At 71.6% G+C, this 16,798-nt stretch carries 17 protein-coding genes; 10 read left to right on the plus strand and 7 right to left on the minus strand.

The window, feature by feature from the left end; genetic code table 11:
* Nucleotides 1–132 precede the first annotated feature (132 nt).
* The 4 genes from ACIHAR_RS24820 to ACIHAR_RS24835 all read left to right on the plus strand — a co-directional run bounded on the left by ACIHAR_RS24820 (nt 133) and on the right by ACIHAR_RS24835 (nt 4,559).
* Nucleotides 133–1,092 (plus strand): aromatase/cyclase, encoded by a 960-nt coding sequence (locus tag ACIHAR_RS24820; RefSeq protein ID WP_365462235.1) that lies wholly within the window; start codon nt 133–135, stop codon nt 1,090–1,092.
* Nucleotides 1,089–2,261 carry an FAD-dependent monooxygenase gene (locus tag ACIHAR_RS24825; protein WP_365462237.1) on the plus strand — a complete coding sequence of 391 codons (1,173 nt, stop codon included), beginning with the start codon at nt 1,089–1,091 and terminating at the stop codon, nt 2,259–2,261. The genes ACIHAR_RS24820 and ACIHAR_RS24825 overlap by 4 nt, the downstream gene beginning before the upstream one ends.
* Complete coding sequence (locus tag ACIHAR_RS24830; RefSeq protein WP_400021902.1) at nt 2,258–3,751, plus strand: FAD-dependent monooxygenase; 1,494 nt, start codon at nt 2,258–2,260, stop codon at nt 3,749–3,751. The genes ACIHAR_RS24825 and ACIHAR_RS24830 overlap by 4 nt, the downstream gene beginning before the upstream one ends.
* Nucleotides 3,752–3,815: 64 nt before the next feature.
* Complete coding sequence (locus ACIHAR_RS24835; protein WP_365462241.1) at nt 3,816–4,559, plus strand: antibiotic biosynthesis monooxygenase; 744 nt, start codon at nt 3,816–3,818, stop codon at nt 4,557–4,559.
* Between the two features lie 64 nt (nt 4,560–4,623).
* Here the strand turns inward: ACIHAR_RS24835 and ACIHAR_RS24840 are convergent, their stop codons facing one another.
* Genes ACIHAR_RS24840 through ACIHAR_RS24865 form a run of 6 tightly spaced genes read right to left on the minus strand, consistent with a single transcriptional unit; the run spans nt 4,624 to nt 10,702 of the window.
* Complete coding sequence (locus ACIHAR_RS24840; RefSeq protein ID WP_365462243.1) at nt 4,624–6,507, minus strand: hypothetical protein; 1,884 nt, start codon at nt 6,505–6,507, stop codon at nt 4,624–4,626.
* A complete protein-coding gene (locus ACIHAR_RS24845; protein WP_365462245.1) occupies nt 6,504–6,839 on the minus strand; it encodes a 4Fe-4S dicluster-binding protein in 336 nt (111 codons plus the stop codon). The genes ACIHAR_RS24840 and ACIHAR_RS24845 overlap by 4 nt, the downstream gene beginning before the upstream one ends.
* 29 nt (nt 6,840–6,868) lie before the next feature.
* Complete coding sequence (locus ACIHAR_RS24850; RefSeq protein WP_365462247.1) at nt 6,869–7,663, minus strand: DUF3050 domain-containing protein; 795 nt, start codon at nt 7,661–7,663, stop codon at nt 6,869–6,871.
* Between the two features lie 47 nt (nt 7,664–7,710).
* Entirely contained in the window at nt 7,711–9,213 is a 1,503-nt protein-coding gene (locus ACIHAR_RS24855) for a glutamine synthetase family protein (RefSeq protein ID WP_365462249.1), read from the minus strand.
* 2 nt (nt 9,214–9,215) lie between these two features.
* A complete protein-coding gene (locus ACIHAR_RS24860; RefSeq protein ID WP_365462251.1) occupies nt 9,216–9,395 on the minus strand; it encodes a hypothetical protein in 180 nt (59 codons plus the stop codon).
* Between the two features lie 2 nt (nt 9,396–9,397).
* On the minus strand, nt 9,398–10,702 hold the full coding sequence (locus ACIHAR_RS24865) for an amidase (protein ID WP_400021906.1): 1,305 nt from the start codon (nt 10,700–10,702) through the stop codon (nt 9,398–9,400).
* 278 nt (nt 10,703–10,980) lie between these two features.
* Here ACIHAR_RS24865 and ACIHAR_RS24870 point away from each other — a divergent pair, with 278 nt between their 5' ends.
* From ACIHAR_RS24870 to ACIHAR_RS24885, 4 genes are all read left to right on the plus strand, one after another.
* Complete coding sequence (locus ACIHAR_RS24870; protein ID WP_384655600.1) at nt 10,981–11,427, plus strand: carboxymuconolactone decarboxylase family protein; 447 nt, start codon at nt 10,981–10,983, stop codon at nt 11,425–11,427.
* An 18-nt stretch (nt 11,428–11,445) separates the two neighbouring features.
* Complete coding sequence (locus ACIHAR_RS24875; protein WP_365462257.1) at nt 11,446–12,108, plus strand: sulfotransferase family protein; 663 nt, start codon at nt 11,446–11,448, stop codon at nt 12,106–12,108.
* Between the two features lie 18 nt (nt 12,109–12,126).
* Complete coding sequence (locus tag ACIHAR_RS24880) at nt 12,127–12,738, plus strand: dTDP-4-dehydrorhamnose 3,5-epimerase family protein (protein WP_365462259.1); 612 nt, start codon at nt 12,127–12,129, stop codon at nt 12,736–12,738.
* A gap of 94 nt (nt 12,739–12,832) precedes the next feature.
* Nucleotides 12,833–13,282 (plus strand): nitroreductase family deazaflavin-dependent oxidoreductase, encoded by a 450-nt coding sequence (locus ACIHAR_RS24885; protein ID WP_400021909.1) that lies wholly within the window; start codon nt 12,833–12,835, stop codon nt 13,280–13,282.
* An 82-nt stretch (nt 13,283–13,364) separates the two neighbouring features.
* On the opposite strand, the gene ACIHAR_RS24890 is transcribed toward ACIHAR_RS24885, so the two are convergent.
* Nucleotides 13,365–14,378, minus strand: coding sequence for a Gfo/Idh/MocA family protein (locus ACIHAR_RS24890; RefSeq protein WP_400021911.1), 1,014 nt, complete (start codon nt 14,376–14,378; stop codon nt 13,365–13,367).
* A gap of 199 nt (nt 14,379–14,577) precedes the next feature.
* Between ACIHAR_RS24890 and rfbA the strand changes: the two genes are divergently transcribed.
* Together rfbA and ACIHAR_RS24900 are read left to right on the plus strand one after the other, a co-directional pair.
* Nucleotides 14,578–15,447, plus strand: coding sequence for a glucose-1-phosphate thymidylyltransferase RfbA (gene rfbA, locus ACIHAR_RS24895; RefSeq protein WP_365462265.1), 870 nt, complete (start codon nt 14,578–14,580; stop codon nt 15,445–15,447).
* 60 nt (nt 15,448–15,507) lie between these two features.
* On the plus strand, nt 15,508–16,584 hold the full coding sequence (locus ACIHAR_RS24900) for a glycosyltransferase (RefSeq protein WP_400021914.1): 1,077 nt from the start codon (nt 15,508–15,510) through the stop codon (nt 16,582–16,584).
* Nucleotides 16,585–16,798 lie beyond the last annotated feature (214 nt).

Below are 16,798 nucleotides of genomic sequence, written 5' to 3' on the forward strand. Positions count from 1 at the left end.
CTCCGGCCCCTGTGGGCTCCGGCCCCCTGCGGGCTCCGGCCCCCTGCGGGCCCTGCCCCCTGCGGGCCCTGCCCCCTGCGGGCTCCGTCCCCTGGCACGCACCGGTGCTGCCGTATTCGAGAGGAGAAGAACGTGACCGACAACGCGGTCCGTGAAACCGAACACGAGATCGATGTCTCCGCCCCCGCCGAGCTGGTGTACGCGCTGATCACGGACGTCACCAGATGGCCGGAGATCTTCCCGCCGACCGTGCACGCCGAGGTCGTCGAGGAGGACGGCGACACGGAGGTGATCCGGCTCTGGGCCACCGCGAACGGCACCGCCAAGACCTGGACCTCCCGGCGCAGGCACGAACCGGAGCGCATGAGCGTCACGTTCCGCCAGGAGCGGTCGCAGCACCCGGTCGGCGGCATGTGGGGCGCGTGGGTGGTGGAGCCCGTCTCCGCGACCTCGTGCCGGGTGCGGCTGCTGCACGAGTTCCACGCGGCCACCGGCGACCCCGCCGACCTCGACTGGATCAGCGAGGCGGTCGACCGCAACAGCACGTCCGAGCTCCGGGCGCTGAAGACGAGCGCCGAGGCGTCCGGCCCCGACGAGCTCATCACCTTCGAGGACACGGTGACGGTCGACGGAAGCGGCAAGGACGTCTACGACTTCCTCAACGAGGCGCACCTCTGGCAGGAGCGGCTGCCGCACGTCGCCCGGGTGTCGCTGGAGGAGGACGAGCCCGGTCTCCAGATCCTGGAGATGGACACCCGCACGAAGGACGGCAGCACCCACACCACACGGTCCGTGCGCGTGTGCCGGTCGGCGTCGGCCATCGTCTACAAGCAGATCGTCCTGCCCGCGCTGATGACGCTGCACACCGGACGCTGGCTCATCGAGGACCGCGAGGGCGGCGGGGTGTCGGTGACGTCGCGGCACACGGTGCGGATCAACACCGAGAACATCGCCAAGGTGCTCGGCGAGGACGCGACGGTGCGGACCGCGCAGGACTTCGTCCGCACCGCCCTGAGCGGCAACAGCCTGGCCACCCTGGGCCTCGCCAAGGCCTACGCCGAGCGTGCCGCCGGCGGGCGCACGGAGCCGTGAACCCGTCCCCGGCGGCGGCGCCGGTCGTCATCGCCGGCGCGGGCCCCGTCGGGCTCCTGCTGGCCTGCGAGCTGAGGCGGGCCCGGGTCCCGGTGGTCGTCGTGGAGCGTCTGGCCGGTCCGATGACCGAGTCGCGGGCCGGCCAGCTGAGCACGAGGACCGCCGAACTGCTGCACGAGCGCGGGTTCGACGCGCTGCTCGCCGGGGCCGCGCACGAGCCGCGGACGCACTTCGGCGGGCTCGGGTTCGCACTGTCCGCGGTGGACAGCCCCTACTGGGGCCACTGGAAGGTGCCCCAGTACCGCACCGAGGCCGCCCTCGGCGCGCGCGCCCTGGAGCTGGGCGCGACCGTGCTGCGCGCGCACGAGCTGACCGAGGTCACCGAGCGGCCGGACCACGTCGACTGCGGGATCCAGGGTCCCGAGGGCCGCGTGCTGATCCGGGCGCAGTACCTGGTGGGCTGCGACGGGGCCGACAGCACGGTGCGCCGGCTGGCCGGGTTCCCCGTGACGGCCACGGCGGCGACGAAGGAACTCCTGCGGGCCGACCTCACGGGACTCCGCATCCGCGACCGCCGCTTCGAACGTCTCGCCGGCGGGTTCGCGGTGGCGGCGACCCGCGACGGCGTCACACGGGTGATGGTCCACGTGTTCGGCACGGGAGTGACCGAACGCTCCGGGCCGCCCGCCTTCGGGGAGGTCGTCCGGGCCTGGGAGCGGGTGACCGGAGAGGACGTCTCCGGCGCGACCCCGCTCTGGCTGGACGCCTTCGACAACGCCAGGGGACAGGCCGACTCCTACCGGCGCGGCCGGATCCTGCTGGCCGGCGACGCCGCCCACTGGCATCCGCCGGTCGGCGGCCAGGCGCTCAACACCGGGCTCCAGGACGCGGTCGACCTGGGGTGGAAACTCGCCGAGACCGCACACGGCCGGGCCGCGCCCGGACTCCTCGACACCTACCACGACACCCGGCATCCCGTCGCGGCCCGGGTGCTCGACCACGTCGCGGCCCAGGAGCAGCTGATGCTCGGCGGCCCCGAGGCCGAGCCGCTGCGCGCCGTTCTCTCCGAGCTGATCGGCCTCGACCGGGTCCGCGCCCACCTGACGGCGATGGCGAGCAACCTCGACCACCGGTTCGACCAACGGATACCCACGGAAGGCAGGACATGACAGTGCAGGACTTCGACACAGACGTGATCATCGTGGGGGCCGGCCCCACCGGGCTCATGCTCGCGGGCGAACTCCGCCTGGCGGGCGTCGAGGCCGTCGTACTGGAGCGGCTGACCGAGCCGATGCGGCAGTCGCGCGCGCTCGGCTTCTCGGCCAGGACCATGGAGGAGTTCGGTCAGCGCGGGCTGCTGGAGCAGTTCGGCGACATGGGCGTCATCCCGTTCGGTCACTTCGGCGGCATGCCCCTCGACTACACCGTCGTGCCGGGCGGCAACTTCGGTGTGCGGGGCGTCCCGCAGGCCTTCACCGAGGCGATCCTGAACAAGTGGGCGACCGGCCTCGGGGCCGAGATACGCCGCGGCTGGGCGCTCACCGGGCTGACCACCGGGGACGACGGCGTCGAGGTGACGGCGGACACGCCCGACGGCCCGCGCATCCTGCGCGCCGCCTACGTGGTGGGCTGCGACGGCGCGCGCAGCGCCGTGCGCACCCTGTCCGGCATCGACTTCCCCGGCTACGAGGCCACCCTCGAGATGCTGATGGCCGACGTCGAGGGCGTCCAGGTGCGGCTGCGCCCCACCGGCGAGCTCGGCGACGCGGGCATGGTCGTCGTGCTGCCCGTCGGCCCGAACACCACGCGCGTCGTCGTCTTCGAGCGGGGCGCGGGCGTGCGGCCGACGTCGGAGCCGCCCACCTTCGCGGAGGTCGCCGACGCCTTCAAGCGGGTGACGGGCGACGACATCAGCGCCGGCACCCCGCGGTGGCTCAGCTACTTCACCGACTCCAGCCGCCAGGCCGCCGAGTACCGCAAGGGCCGGGTCTTCCTGGCGGGGGACGCGGCGCACATCCACATGCCGATCGGCGCGCAGGGCATCAGCGCGGGCCTGGGCGACGCCGTCAACCTCGGCTGGAAGCTCGCCGCCGAGATCCACGGCCACGCCCCGGACGGGCTGCTCGACACCTACCACACCGAGCGGCACCCCGTCGCGGCCCGCATCCTCGCCAACACCCTCACCCAGCGCAGCCTGTACCTCGGCGGCCCCGAGATGGAACCGATGCGGGCGGTCTTCGCGGAACTGCTGGCCTACGAGGACGTCCGCAAGCACCTGGTCGGCATGGTCACGGGTCTCGACATCACCTACGACGCGGGCTCCGGCGACCACCCGCTGCTCGGCCGGCGGCTGCCGGACTTCGAGCTCACCGGCGGCCCGCACGGCGCGGCGACCGCCTACGGGCTCCTGCACGGCGGACGCGGCTTCGTCCTGGACCTGCGCGGCGACGACGGCCTGAGCGCCGCCGCACAGCCGTGGACGGACCGGGTCGACGTCGTCACCACGGCGTCCCGGCCGCAGGGCGCGCTCGCGGACGTCGAGGCGCTGCTGGTCCGCCCGGACGGCTACATCGCCTGGATCGGCTCGGGCGGATCCGGGGCGGCCGGCCTGACGGACGCCCTCGGCCGCTGGTTCGGCGCCCCCCGCGACGGCGAGTAGGACCCGACGCCCCGCCACGGCGGGGGCGTCTCACCACGAACATACGTATGAACAAGGAGAAACCATGCCGTTCATCAACCCCGAGGACGGGCACCTGACCGTTCTCAACCTGTTCAAGACCGACACCCGCGACCGCGTGGACACGCTCGTCAAGGAGATGAAGGCGATCGTCGACACCGCGGCGTTCCCCGGCTGGATCTCCAGCACGGTGCACCGCGGCGAGCAGAACCCGGGCACCGCCAACTTCATCCAGTGGCGCGGTATGCAGGACCTGGAGTCGCGCTACAACGACAGCGAGTTCAAGCACCACACCGTGCCGGTCTTCCGGGAGATCACCACCTACGTCCGCCTGATGCAGACCGAGGTCGAACTGAGTCAGCGTCACCCCGCGCTGGGCGACGTCACCGAGGTCTCGCCCGAGCGCGACGACTACACGGTCATCGAGATCCTCGGCGTGAAGCCGGCCGACCAGGGCGCCCTGGTCGACGCGCTGGGCACCGCCCACTCCTTCCTGGTGGACGTCCCCGGTTACCGTTCGCAGAGCGTGCTGCGCGGCATCCGCTCCCGCAACCTCGACGGCGGCCGGGGCACCCTGGCGGCCGTGGGCACCGACAACGACTTCGTCGTCGTCTACTCGCAGTGGGACGGCAAGGAGTCCTACGACGCGTTCCGCAACCAGGCCGACGCCGAGTGGTCCTCCGCCCGCAGCGCCTTCGACACCAAGCGGTACTCCCTGATCACCAGCGTGGACTGGAACAGCTACCGCGCCGTTCACACCCGCTCCGCCGCGCAGCCCGTGGCGGCCTGACCTCCCGGACACCGGCAACACGTGGGGCCCCTGGCGGACAGCCAGGGGCCCCACGTGTTGTCCGCTACGCGGCGATGCTGTCCCAGTGCCACCGGGAGTCGAACGAGGTGACCTCGATGCGCGCGCCGCCGGCGACCAGCGCGGCCGCCAGGCTCGTCGCCTTCGCGACGAACGCGGAGACGCGGTGCGCCGCCAGCAGGTCCTGCTCGTCGAACGGCAGTCCCTCGCAGCGCAGCAGCCGCAGGTCCATGAACCCGTTGAACCTGCGGCCCAGCACCTCCACCGCCTGCGGGCTGCGGACGGTGAAGCGCACCCTGGCGGCGACATGGCCGTTGTGGTGCTGGTCGGAGTAGTACGCGATGTCCGGGATCACCGGCGGGACGAAGTGGTCGCGCGCCGCGATCTCGGGGACCTTCGGCAGGTTCCCGACCAGGAAGTGCCACGAGTTGTACTGCATCCGCGACGAGATGGCCCACGAGGTGTCGGCCAGACGCGCGGCGGAACCGCCGAACAGCCGGCGGGCCTCCGGCGACGGCACGACACAGCAGAAGAAGTGCGGGATCTCCCAGCCGGCGATCTCGGCGTACGCCTCCGAGCGCAGCGCCTCGATCAGCGCGGGCAGCGACCGCATCCCGCGGCTCATCGCGAAGTCGGCGTCGAACACCGCCGTCGCCGCGCGCACGGTCTCGTACACGAGGGACTCCAGGCCCGTGCCGAACCCGCCGTGCGGTTCGGCCAGCAGACCGGGCGACGCCTCCAGGTGCGCGGCCAGGTCGGCGAGGGTGTCGCCGGTGAGCGGGAGCCGCTCGCGCAGGCGTGCGCAGAGCTCGGCCTCCAGCCGCCGTGCGTCGTCCTTGACGGGCCCGGCGACCCGCTCGATCTTGTGCATCAGCGGGCCGTAGATCTCCCGGTAGAGCTGCACGCTCCCCATGAGCTCCCGCCGCCGTCCGGCCAGTGCCCGCGCGAGCCCGTCGAGATCGGCCACCGTGTGCGAGGCGGCGGCCGGCACCGGGGGCAGCGCGCCGGAGGCCGCGTTGTAGGCCGTACGCGTCCGCTCGAGGAGGAGGGCCACGTGGTCCAGCGTGAGCTGGGTCCCGTTGGCCTCCTCGATCCGGGCGTACCCGGCCGACCGCACCAGCAGCGTGAGGCAGACCACCAGGAGCACGTCGCTGTCCGACCACAGCTCGAGCGGCACCGCGGCCAGGCTGCTCAGCGCGCAGTCGGGGTGCCCCGGCCGCAGCGTCTTGCCCGTCAGGGTGTTCCGGTCGCGGAAGTTGGTGTACTGGCGTTCGCCGGCGTAGAGGATGAACGGCGCGGTCCTGATCGCCGCCTCCGTCAGGTCCCCCAACAGCTCACGGCGGCCGTCGGCGCCGGCCGCCATCAGCCACTGGCGGCAGTCGGCGACCGACGCGTGCCACCGGTCGGCGGCCAGGGCCAGCTCGACCTGGTAGTCCGCGAGGTCCTCGGCGGACCACGGCACCCGCAGCACCCCGTCGACCAGGTCGGCGTCGCCGCTCAGCGGGCCCTTCGACGGGACGCGGACGACGAGCCGGCCGCTCCGGTCCAGCCCGATCTCGCCGAGGAAGGCGGTGGGGGCGCCGTCGGCCCGGTCGGTGGTCCGGCCGTCGTCCCGCCAGGACCTGCCGACCAGCACCTTCAGCGCGGTCTCGTCCTCGAGGGGCAGCGCCCGCAACTGGATGTCGGCCGGCACGTGCCCGGCGAGCGTGAGCAGCGTGTCCACGGCCGTCGCCAGGTCCGGTGCGGCGGTCGCCCGCTGCCAGGTCTGCTGGAGCAGCTCCGGGAACCCGGCGTCCTTGGCGGTCAGGTAGTCGGGTTCCCTCGTGGCGCCGGCCGGCCGGCCGAGCCTGCTCGGCCTGCGGCTCTGCCGTGCCTTCGCCAGGGCGGCCCTGCGCGGGAGCGTCCTGTCCGGCTCGGTGGGGAGGGTCATGTGGTTCCCCTGGTGGTCAGGTCGATGTGCTCCCACATCCGGGCCTCGGTGGCGCTCCACTCCTCGTCCACGTAGATGCAGTCGACGGGGCAGACCATCACGCACTTCGGGCAGCCGGAGCAGAGTTCGGGCACGATCACGACGTTGAGTCCGTCGTCGAAGATCGCCCCGAACTCGGGCGGGCAGCTGCGCAGGCAGGTGTCACAGGTGATGCATTCCGACGTCTCGATGCGACGCGGCGGTTTCTTCCAGTTCTCGTCGCGGGACCGGCGCGCGATCCGCTCGGTGCGTCCGCCGGTGGCCACGGACGGCGTGTCTTTCACCCCTGGCATGGTGTGCTCCCCTCACGCGTGGTGGGCCGTCAGCGGGCGGTTTCGGCGATCGCGCTCGAGATGCCGTCCCACAGCCTCGTCCGGGCCGCGAGCGCGCGGTCGACGGTCTCCCGGCACTCGGCCCACTTGGCCTCGTCGTCGCCGCACAGGTCGGCGAGCATCTGCATCGCCATCGGCGTGTGCTCCTCGGCGTCCACCTGAATGTGCCGCCGGAGGTAGTCGACGAACGTGGACAGCGAGCCGTGGCCGGCGTCGAGCGCGGCGACCTGGTCGAACATGTCGGGGATCAGGTCCTCGCGGCCGAAGGCGAACGCCGCGGCCTGGCAGTGCACGGGCGAGTGGTCGATGAAGTCCCAGGTCGTGTTCACGAACTCGGCCACCGGCTGCGGCACGCCCGCCTCCTCCAGCGCGGCGGGGACCGGACGCCCCTCGCGCAGCAGGGCGATGAAGGCGTCGATGCGCGAGGTGTCGGCGCCCGACTGGCGCATGCCGTCCAGGTAGAGCTCGAAGTGGCTGATGAAGCCGTCGCCGAGCTCGTCGCTCTCCTCGACGAGGACGATGTCGTTGATGAGCCTGCGGCTTCCGGTGGAGGCGGACGGAACCCACGGCACCTCGACGCAGGTCAGCCGGCGCTGCAGGGACTTGAGCAGGGACATGAAGTCCCACACGGCGAACACGTGGTGCTCCATGAACGTGACGACGGCGTCGACGGTGTTCAACTGCTGGTAGACCGGGTGGCTGAGGACCTTCTGACGGGAGGGCTCGACGGCCTCCTTGAGCGTCTCGATGGCGGGGCTGGTTCCATCCCATTCGTACCGTGACATGGCGGTTCTCTCCTTGTGGCGGGCTTGTGCTGACTGATGGGGGTGGCTCAGAAGGCGCCGAAGTACTCGCGGTGCTCCCACGCGGTGACCTCGCCCGGATCGCTCCCGGGCGGCTCGGCCGCGCACCAGGCGTCGAACCTGGCGGCCTCGCTCTCCTTGAGCTTCGCCAGGCAGGACGCGAGGGGCGCGCCGAGCAGTCGCCCGGCGCTGTCGCTCGCGCGGAACGCTGCCAGCGCCTCGCGCAGGGTCTTCGGCAGAGGCGGGTGGGGGCCGCTCCGCGACGGAACGCCGGAGAGCAGCCCGTCGAGGCCCGCGTGCAGCTGGGAGGCGATGGCGAGGTAGGGGTTGGCGCACGGCTCCCCGATCCGGTTCTCGACGTGGGTCGAGCTGCCACCGCTGAGCACCCGGACCAGGGCGCTGCGGTTCTCGTACTGCCAGTCCACGGAGGTCGGGGCGAGCGTGAACTCCGGGGCCAGCCGCCGGTAGCCGTTCACGGTCGGAACGGACAGCAGGCAGAACTCCCGCGCGTGGGAGAGCAGGCCCTCGATGTAGGCCTCGCCCTCAGGGGAGATGGCGTCCTGCAGGCCGTCGCCGGCGGCGAACAGGTTGAGGCCGGTCTTCGTGGCGGTGACGGACTGGTGGAGGTGCCAGCCGCTGGCGTCGAAGCTCGCCAGGCGCGGCAGGGTCATGAAGGACGCGTGGTAGCCGCGGCGCCTGCACTCCTGCTTGAGCTGGGTGCGGAACAGCAGCATCGCGTCGGCGGCGTCCAGCGCCAGCATGGGGTCGAAGGTCGTCTCGAGCTGTCCGGGACCCGACTCGTGCTCGAACGAGCGCAGGGGCAGGCCGAGCTTCATCAGCATCGCGGCCAGCGGGTCGGCGACGTCGGCCACCGAGTCGTAGTAGCTGTCGAGGTTGAACTGGTAGCCGGGGTTCACGGCCTCCACCTCGGGGGCGGGCCCCTGGAGGCCGAAACCGTTGCCCGCGTTGCCCACCGGGCCGCCGGTCAGCCGGGTGAGGTACCACTCGACCTCGAGGCCGATGACCGGGGACAGCTCGTGCCTGGCGTACTCGGCGCAGACCCGGCGCAGCACGCCGCGGGTGGAGAGCGGGTGCGGCGTGCCGTCGCGCAGGTACTCGTCGCCGAGCACCCAGGCGGTCCTCGGCTCGCTCCTGGGCAGCACCTGGAACGTGCGCGGATCGGGGACGAGCACGAAGTCGCCCGCGCCGAGCAGTTCGCCGACCCCCACACCGGCGTCCTCGAGGAAGTCGACGGCGACGGCGTGGCCGGTGTCGAAGAGGAACGGCCCGGCGCTGAAGTCCATGCCGTTGCGCAGCACCGAGCGGAACACGTTCGCGGGCACCGTCTTGGACCGGGCGAGCCCGTGCGGGTCGCAGAAGACGACCCGGACCAGGTCGACCTCGCGCAGCTGCAGTTCGACCTGCTCGGCCGCGGCGGCCTGCCGGTCGTCCCAGAGCCCGAACTCGGCGACGAACCCGGGGCGTCCGACGCCGCTGTCGTCGCCGTGCAGGGCCCATGACCTGGCAACCATGGTCACTGCCCCTTCCGGGTGACGCCGGGGCGGGCCAGCGTGAGGTTGAGCGCCGTCTCGAGGAGTTCGGCCGCCGAGAAGGCGAAGTCGTCCTCGACGGCCCGGCGCACGGGCTCGGTGACGATCGAGGGGCGCCCGAAGCCGCTCTCGTCGGAGTGCAGGAACCACGACCTGGAAACCATGATCATCTTCCTTCCGTTGTGATGCCGGGGGGAGTCAGGGTGAGACCGAGCGCCGTCTCGAGGAGTTCGGCGGCCGAGAGCACGAGGTCGTCGTCGCCGACCCGGCCCACGAGTTGGAGACCGACCGGGAGCCCGGCCGGCGTGAGGCCGACGGGCAGCGACAGGGCGGGCTGGCCGGTCAGGTTGAACGGGTAGGTCGCGGGGGACCACGCGAGCCAGCGCAGGTCCCCGGGGTCCGCCGCCCAGGGCGGGCCGATCGCGTCGGCGGCGAAGGGCTCGATCGGGACGGTCGCCATGGCCAGCAGGTCGTAGGTCTCCATCACCGAGGCGAGCCTCGTCCGCAGGGCGAGCCGCCCCTCCTCGGCGCGGGCCACCGCGGCGCCGCTCAGGGAGCGCCCGTACCGCACGATCGCGAGCCGGCCCTCGTCGCACCAGGGCTCGTCCCGCGGCGCGGTGCCGTGCGCGTCGGCCGCGGCGAGGATGTCCACCAGGGCGCCGTACGGGTCGGGGAACGGGGCCTCGATGCGGTCGACGCGATGTCCCAGCGCGGCCAGCACCGGCAGGACGCCCTCGGTGACGTCGCGGACCGCGCCGGACGTCCCGCGGAACTCGATCCAGCCGATGCGCAGCGGGGTGCGCGCCGCGGCGGGCGCGGGCGGAGCGGTCACCGAGTCGGGGTCGCGGTGGTCGGGGCCCGCCAGCACCGGCATGAGCGCGGCGACGTCCGCCACACTCCGCGCGAGCGGCCCGACGTGGGACAGCCGTTCGGGGCAGGGCGGCACGTAGGGGATCCGCCCGTAGGAGGGCTTGAACCCGACCACGCCGCAGAACGCCGCGGGGATGCGGACCGAGCCGGCTCCGTCGGTGCCGAGCGACGCGGTGCACAGTCCCGCCGCCACGGCGGCCGCCGACCCGCCGCTGGAGCCGCCGGCGGTCCGGTCGCGTGCCCACGGATTGCGGGTGGGGGAGGACACCCGGCCGACGGTGCTCGCACTCCATCCGTACTCCGACGTCGTCGTCTTCCCCACGACGATCGCGCCCGCGGCCCGCAGCCGCGCCACGGAGGGCGCGTCGGCGGCGGTGCGACGGTTCGGCAGCAGCGACCCCCGCCTGGTGGGGAGGTCCTGCGTCTGGATGAGGTCCTTCACCGACACCGTGACGCCGAGCAGCGGCCGGTCGCGGAAGGCGGCCTCGCCGAGGGCGGCGATGCGGCGGTCGGCCGCCTCGGCCTCGCGCAGCGCACGGTCCCCGGCGACCTCGACGTACGCGCCGAGCTCCGCATCCGTCTCACGGATGGCGGTGAGCACGTCCCGCACATGCGCGGCGACCGTGGAATGACCTTCGAGAAGAAATAGCCGAGTTTCCTGAATGCCGCGGCAGATAGGCTGCCTACTCTTCGTTGCGGTGGAGTCTGACACGAGACCACTACAAGTCATCGTCCGAATTCCCTGCAACTTACGGATTGCGGGGCGTTGCATCTGCGCGCATTCCGCAGTTGAACGGGATTCCTTGCCGAATGGGACGGGCGGAGAGCAGCATGCTTCCGAGGTAATTCACACGTTCTTATCGCACAGGAGAAGACCCGATGACTCCACGGATGGACAACCCTTCCCTGGTCGTTCCCGGCGCCCTGCAGCCCCTGCTCGACCTGACCGAGGTCATCGGCAAGGTCGGCGTGCCGCAGACGACCCTCGACCTCGTCCGGCTGCGTGTCAGCGAGATCAACGGCCGTGTCTACACGCTCCCGGACGAGCCCGGCGAGGCGGAGAAGGCGGACGAGCGCCTCCCGCTGGTGGCCACCTGGCGGACCGAGTCCTGCTTCACCGACGCCGAGCGCTCGGCGCTGGAGATGGCCGAGGCCGTCACCCTGATGACCGACCCGCAGGACATGGCGTCCGACGAGGTCTGGGAGGACTCCGCCCGGTACTACAACGACGAGCAACTCGGCGCGCTGGTCATGCACATCGGCCTGGTCAACTTCTGGAACCGCGTGAACGTCGCCACCCGGCAGGAACCCGCGGCCTGGCGCTGAGGAAGGGGACTCATCACCGTGCTGAAGCTCATCAACGCCGGCCTGGGCAGGACCGGCACGACGTCACTGCAGGTGGCCCTGGACCGGCTCGGTCTCGGCCCCTGCTTCCACATGTTCGACATCGTCGGGGACGAGGAGCGCCTCGCGCAGTGGGAGCGGATCGTCTGCGACGGCGAGCGCCCCGACTGGGCGGCGGTGTTCGACGGTTACACCTCCGCGGTGGACGGTCCCTGCGCGGTCTACTACCGGCAGATCAGCGAGGCGTTCCCCGACGCCAAGGTGATCCTCACGGTGCGCGAGGCCGAGGGCTGGTACCGGAGCACCTACGACACGCTGTACCAGTTCGCCCTGCGGAGCATGGAGAACCCGCCGGAGCCCGGTTCCCGTCAGGCCCGGCTGTTCCGCGTCGTCAGCACCATGGTCTGGGACGGCCTCTTCGACGGCCGGTTCTCCGACAAGGACCACGCCATCGAGGCCTACCACCGGCACAACGAGGAGGTCGTGCGCGCCCTCGGCGCGGACAACGTCCTCGTCTACGACGTGCGGCAGGGGTGGGAGCCGCTGTGCGCCTTCCTCGGTCTCGAGGTCCCGCAGGAGGAGTTCCCGCGCGCCAACGACTCCGCGTCCATGCGCCGGCGGATCGCCGAGGCGGCCGGAGCCGGCCCGGCCTCCACCGGCTGAGCCGGCGAGGAGCGTTCCGTGCTGATCTCGGAAATGACGGTCCCCGGCGCCTACCGCGTCGAGCCCGAACCCCTGAGCGACCGGCGGGGATACTTCTTCGAGTCGGTGAAGGCCAGCGCCCTGCTGGCCGGCAGCGGCTGGGAGTTCGCGGTCCGCCAGGTCAACTACTCGGTGTCCAGGCGGAACACCCTCCGGGGCATCCACGGCACCAAGGTCCCGCCCGGCCAGGCGAAGTTCGTCACGTGCGTGCGCGGCAGCGCGCTCGACATCGCCGTCGACATCCGCGTGGGCTCGCCGACGTTCGGCCACTACGACGTCACCTACCAGAGCCCGGAGACGGGGACGGCCGTGTACCTGCCCGACGGTGTCGGCCACGCGTTCCTCGCCCTCACCGACGACACGTGCATGAGCTACCTCTGCTCGCAGGAGTACGAGCCGGGAACCATGATCGACATCGACGCGCTCGATCCGGCCCTGGCGCTGCCGTGGGATCTGAGGGAACCACCGATCCGCTCGGACAAGGACGCCGCGGCCCCCACCCTGGCCGAGGCGGCGGCCGCCGGCCTCCTGCCGACGTACGACCAGTGCCTGCCGCGCCCTTTTCCCGCTCTGCCGAACGGATCGCGGTAGCGGGCGCGACGGATGAGCGCACCGGAATTCCGACGCGTCGGTTCTGAATTCGACATCGCGCCCGCGGGGTGCGGGAATCGACTCGAGGTGGCCGATGGCGGAGGCCGGACGAAAGCCGGGCACGCCCGGGGCGTTCTCCCGGTGGACGCAGAAGAAGATGAACGCCCGGATGATCCGCAAGGTCCGCGGCGGAAAGGCCCGGTTCATGGGAATGGACGTGCTGGTCCTGCACACCGTGGGCAGCCGGAGCGGGCAGCCGCGGGAGACGCCCGTCGCCTGGTTCGGCGACGGGGACGCCTGGCTGAGCATCACCTCGGGCGGCGGAAGCCGGAACCCGGACCTGTACGCCAACCTGATGGCGCACCCGGAGAAGGCGACGATCGAGCTGTTCGGGCGCGGCCCGGTGAAGGTCGAGCCGCACCGGCTCGACGGCGCCGAGCACGCGCAGGCGTGGAGGCTCATCTCGACCGCCCAGCCCCGTATCGCCAAGTACCAGAGCACGTCCGAACGGCTGTACCCGATCGTCGGGTTCACCGCTCGCTAGCACGAGAGGAACGGCAGCCGGCGTCCGCGACGACGCCGGCTGCCGTTGCGTGTTTTCCGGCGGGGCCCTCACCGCTTCCCGCTCACCGGGTCCCCCCGTCGAGGGCGTGCGCGCGGATCCGGGCCATCAACTCGGCCTGCCGGACCAGCTCGTGATGGTGCGCCGGACGCGCGGCCGGATCACGCAGGGCGTCGTGGAAGGCGGTGAACACGCCGAGGAACTGGTCCGACGCCGGAGCGAGGATCCTGGTCTCGCGGTCCTTCTGCTGGAGGCGCAGCACCGGACGGGCGTCCCGCGAGGGGGTGAACGCCCACTCCAGGGTCAGACGTCCCTCGCTGCCCCAGAGGTCGTACGTCGACCGGTAGCTGTGGGACAGGCCGAAGGAGCAGTTCGCGGTGACGCCGTCGCCGTCACTCAGCAGCGCCACTCCGGAGACGTCCACGCCCAGTGCCGGATCGAACGTCAGCCCGGCGCCCAGGACCCGCGGCGAGGACCCCAGGTACTCCTGGGCCGCGCGCACCGGATAGCAGCCGACCTCCCACAGCGCCCCGCCGCCGAGGTCCGCCTGGTACTTGATCCCGCGCGGGTCGGTCGGCGGAATGCCGAACACCCCGTTGTAGGCGCGCAGTTCCCCAATGGCTCCGTCGGCGAGGAGGGACCGCGCCTGCTCGTGCTGGGGATGCCGCAGGAACGCGAAGTTCTCCATGACGAGCAGTCCGCGCTCCTCGGCGAGCGCGACGAGGGCCCGCGCGGTCTCCTCACCGGGCACCGCCGGCTTCTCGATCAGCACGTGCTTCCCCGCGCTCAGCGCCCGGCGCGCCCACTCGGCGTGCTCGCTGTTCGGCAGCGGGATGTAGACCGCGTCGACGTCGGGCAGTTCGAGGAGCCGGTCGTAACCCGCGACGGCCTCGCAGTCGTACGCGGCCGCGACGCCCTTGGCCTTCTCCTGGGAACGGCTCGCGACCGCCACCAGGTGGAACGGCGACTCCCGGATCGCCGGGAGGGCTCGCCGTACCGCGATGTCGGCGCACCCGATGATGCCGATGCCGACCCGGCGCTCGGTTGCCTGAACGGGTGTCAGATCTTCGATTCTCACAGGTCCACCTAAACACAATAGGAAATTCGCGTGCCTGAACCGGGATGATGTCCAGCTTGGCGAGGTGGCGCTTTGTTCGTCAATACCCGCCGCTATTCGCAGCACTTGTGACATCGAGACGGAACTTCCGGCCGCGCGTACTCCCGATATAAAGTGCGGGCATCCCTGATCGGCGCGAATATACGGAGGAGGCGCCACGATGAAGGGCATCATCCTGGCCGGCGGCAATGGTACGAGACTCCATCCGATCACGCTCGGTGTCTCGAAGCAAATGCTCCCGGTCTACGACAAGCCGATGATTTACTACCCGCTGTCGGCTCTCATGCTGGCCGGGATCACCGAAATCGAGATCATCACCACCCCCGAGGACCAGGAGATGTTCCGCCGGCTGCTGGGCGACGGCTCCTGGCTCGGAATCCGGCTGACCTACGCGGAGCAGGACAAGCCCCGCGGCCTCGCCGACGCGTTCCTGGTCTCCGCGGACCACATCGGCGACGACTCCGTGGCCCTGGTGCTGGGCGACAACATCTTCCACGGCTACGAGTTCGGGCCGATGCTCCAGCGGGCCGCCCAGGACCTCCAGGGCTGCGTCCTCTTCGGCTACCCGGTGCGCGACCCCGAGCGCTACGGCGTCGGCACCCTCGACGAGCAGGGGAGACTCGTCGCGATCGAGGAGAAGCCCGCCAAACCGCAGACCAACATGGCGATCACCGGCCTGTACCTCTACGACAACAAGGTCGTGGACTTCGCCCGCGCACTACGGCCCTCGGAGCGCGGAGAGCTGGAGATCACCGACCTCAACCGCGTCTACCTGGAGCGGGGCGAGGCCACGTTGATCCCGCTGGGCCGTGGTTTCGTCTGGCTGGACACCGGAACCCACGACGCGCTCATGGAGGCGGGGGACTACGTCCAGGTCCTGGAACACCGCCAGGGCGTGCGCATCGCCTGTCTCGAGGAGATCGCCTGGCGTATGGGATACATCGACCGGGAGACGTGTTACCGGCTCGGAAGCCGCCTCGCGAAATCGGCCTACGGCCAATACATCATGGAAATGGCCGAGGCGGGCTGAGTCCAAAACGACGCCCGGAAACAGCGCATCCACCTTCTCAGCGGAGGAAGTTCAATCGCCATGAAATTACTGTTCACCGTCGGTGGCAGCCAGGCAGCCGTTTTCGGCGTCGCCCCCCTCGCCGCGGCCGCGCGGAACGCCGGCCACGAGATCCTGCTGGCCGCCGACGAACCGCTGATCGCGGCCGCGGCGTCCGTCGGTCTTCCCGCGGTCTGCATCACTCCCGAACGCATGCGGTACGGCCAGGACTCCATGACGGCCGCCGTCCGGCTCGACGCACTGCTGGAGCTGACGCGGACCTGGACCCCCAACCTGGTCGTCGGCGGACTGTCGCACGTCCCGAGGGTGCTCGCCGCCCGCCTCAAGGTCCCCTACGTCCGGCACATATGGCACATCGCCCCGATGGCGCGCCGCGACCGCAAGGCGGTGGAGGAGCTCCAGCCGGAACTGGAGCGCCTGGGCCTGACCGAGTTGCCGGCCCCCGACCTCTTCATCGACCTCTGCCCGCCGTCCCTCCGCCCGCCGGGCGCCCCCGCCGCGCGGTCGATGCGCTGGGTCCCCCGGGTGAGCCAGCGCCGGCTCGAGCCCTGGATGTACACCCGCCCCGAGGGACGCGACCGGGTGCTGATCACCGCCGGGACCCGCAACCTCATGCTCGACACCCCCGGCAGCTCGCTGCGGAAGCTGGTGGACGAGCTGACCGCGACGGGAGCCGAGGTGCTGATCGCGGCGCTCCCCGAGGCCGCCGAGCGGTACGGCCCGGAACTGGGCGACGTCCGCATCGGCTGGATCCCCCTGGACGTCGTCGCGCCCACCTGTGACCTGGCCGTCCACCACGGCGGCGCGACCACCGCCATGACGCTGGTCAACGCGGGCGTGCCCCAGCTGATCATGCCCGACAACGGCTACGGCAAGGCCGTCGCGGAGGCCGTGGCCGGCTTCGGCGCCGCGCTGATGGTGGACCGGCACCGGCCGGAGGAGGGCAGCACCCCCGACGAGGTGATCGCCGCGGGCTGTCGGGAGATCCTGTCGAACCCCCGGTACGCCGAGCGGACGCGGACGCTCGCCGCGGAGACCGCGTCGCTGCCGACGCCCGCGGAGGTGCTGCGCGAGCTGGAAGCCCTCGCCGCCGCCTGACCGCGCGATCCGCCGGCCGGCATCCACGCCGGCCGGCATCCGCGTCGGCTGCCACGCCGGGTCGGCTGTGCCGTCGGGCGGCTGTCACGCTGGGTTGGCTGTCAGGCCGGGTGGGTTGTGCCGTCGGGCGGCTGTCACGCTGGGTTGGCTGTCAGGCCGGGTGGGTTGTGCCGTCGGGCGGCTGTCACGCTGGGTTGGCTGTCAGGCCGGGACG

Source organism: Streptomyces sp. NPDC052016 (assembly GCF_044548445.1).
In the GTDB taxonomy this organism is placed as follows: domain Bacteria; phylum Actinomycetota; class Actinomycetes; order Streptomycetales; family Streptomycetaceae; genus Streptomyces.

Bases quoted from the DNA above. Each gene is read 5' to 3' on its own strand.
- ACIHAR_RS24830 (WP_400021902.1), top strand. From the start codon at position 2,258: ATGACAGTGCAGGACTTCGACACAGACGTGATCATCGTGGGGGCCGGC.
- ACIHAR_RS24835 (WP_365462241.1), top strand. From the start codon at position 3,816: ATGCCGTTCATCAACCCCGAGGACGGGCACCTGACCGTTCTCAACCTG.
- ACIHAR_RS24840 (WP_365462243.1), bottom strand. From the start codon at position 6,507: ATGACCCTCCCCACCGAGCCGGACAGGACGCTCCCGCGCAGGGCCGCC.
- ACIHAR_RS24845 (WP_365462245.1), bottom strand. From the start codon at position 6,839: ATGCCAGGGGTGAAAGACACGCCGTCCGTGGCCACCGGCGGACGCACC.
- ACIHAR_RS24850 (WP_365462247.1), bottom strand. From the start codon at position 7,663: ATGTCACGGTACGAATGGGATGGAACCAGCCCCGCCATCGAGACGCTC.
- ACIHAR_RS24855 (WP_365462249.1), bottom strand. From the start codon at position 9,213: ATGGTTGCCAGGTCATGGGCCCTGCACGGCGACGACAGCGGCGTCGGA.
- ACIHAR_RS24860 (WP_365462251.1), bottom strand. From the start codon at position 9,395: ATGGTTTCCAGGTCGTGGTTCCTGCACTCCGACGAGAGCGGCTTCGGG.
- ACIHAR_RS24870 (WP_384655600.1), top strand. From the start codon at position 10,981: ATGACTCCACGGATGGACAACCCTTCCCTGGTCGTTCCCGGCGCCCTG.
- ACIHAR_RS24885 (WP_400021909.1), top strand. From the start codon at position 12,833: ATGGCGGAGGCCGGACGAAAGCCGGGCACGCCCGGGGCGTTCTCCCGG.
- rfbA (WP_365462265.1), top strand. From the start codon at position 14,578: ATGAAGGGCATCATCCTGGCCGGCGGCAATGGTACGAGACTCCATCCG.
- ACIHAR_RS24900 (WP_400021914.1), top strand. From the start codon at position 15,508: ATGAAATTACTGTTCACCGTCGGTGGCAGCCAGGCAGCCGTTTTCGGC.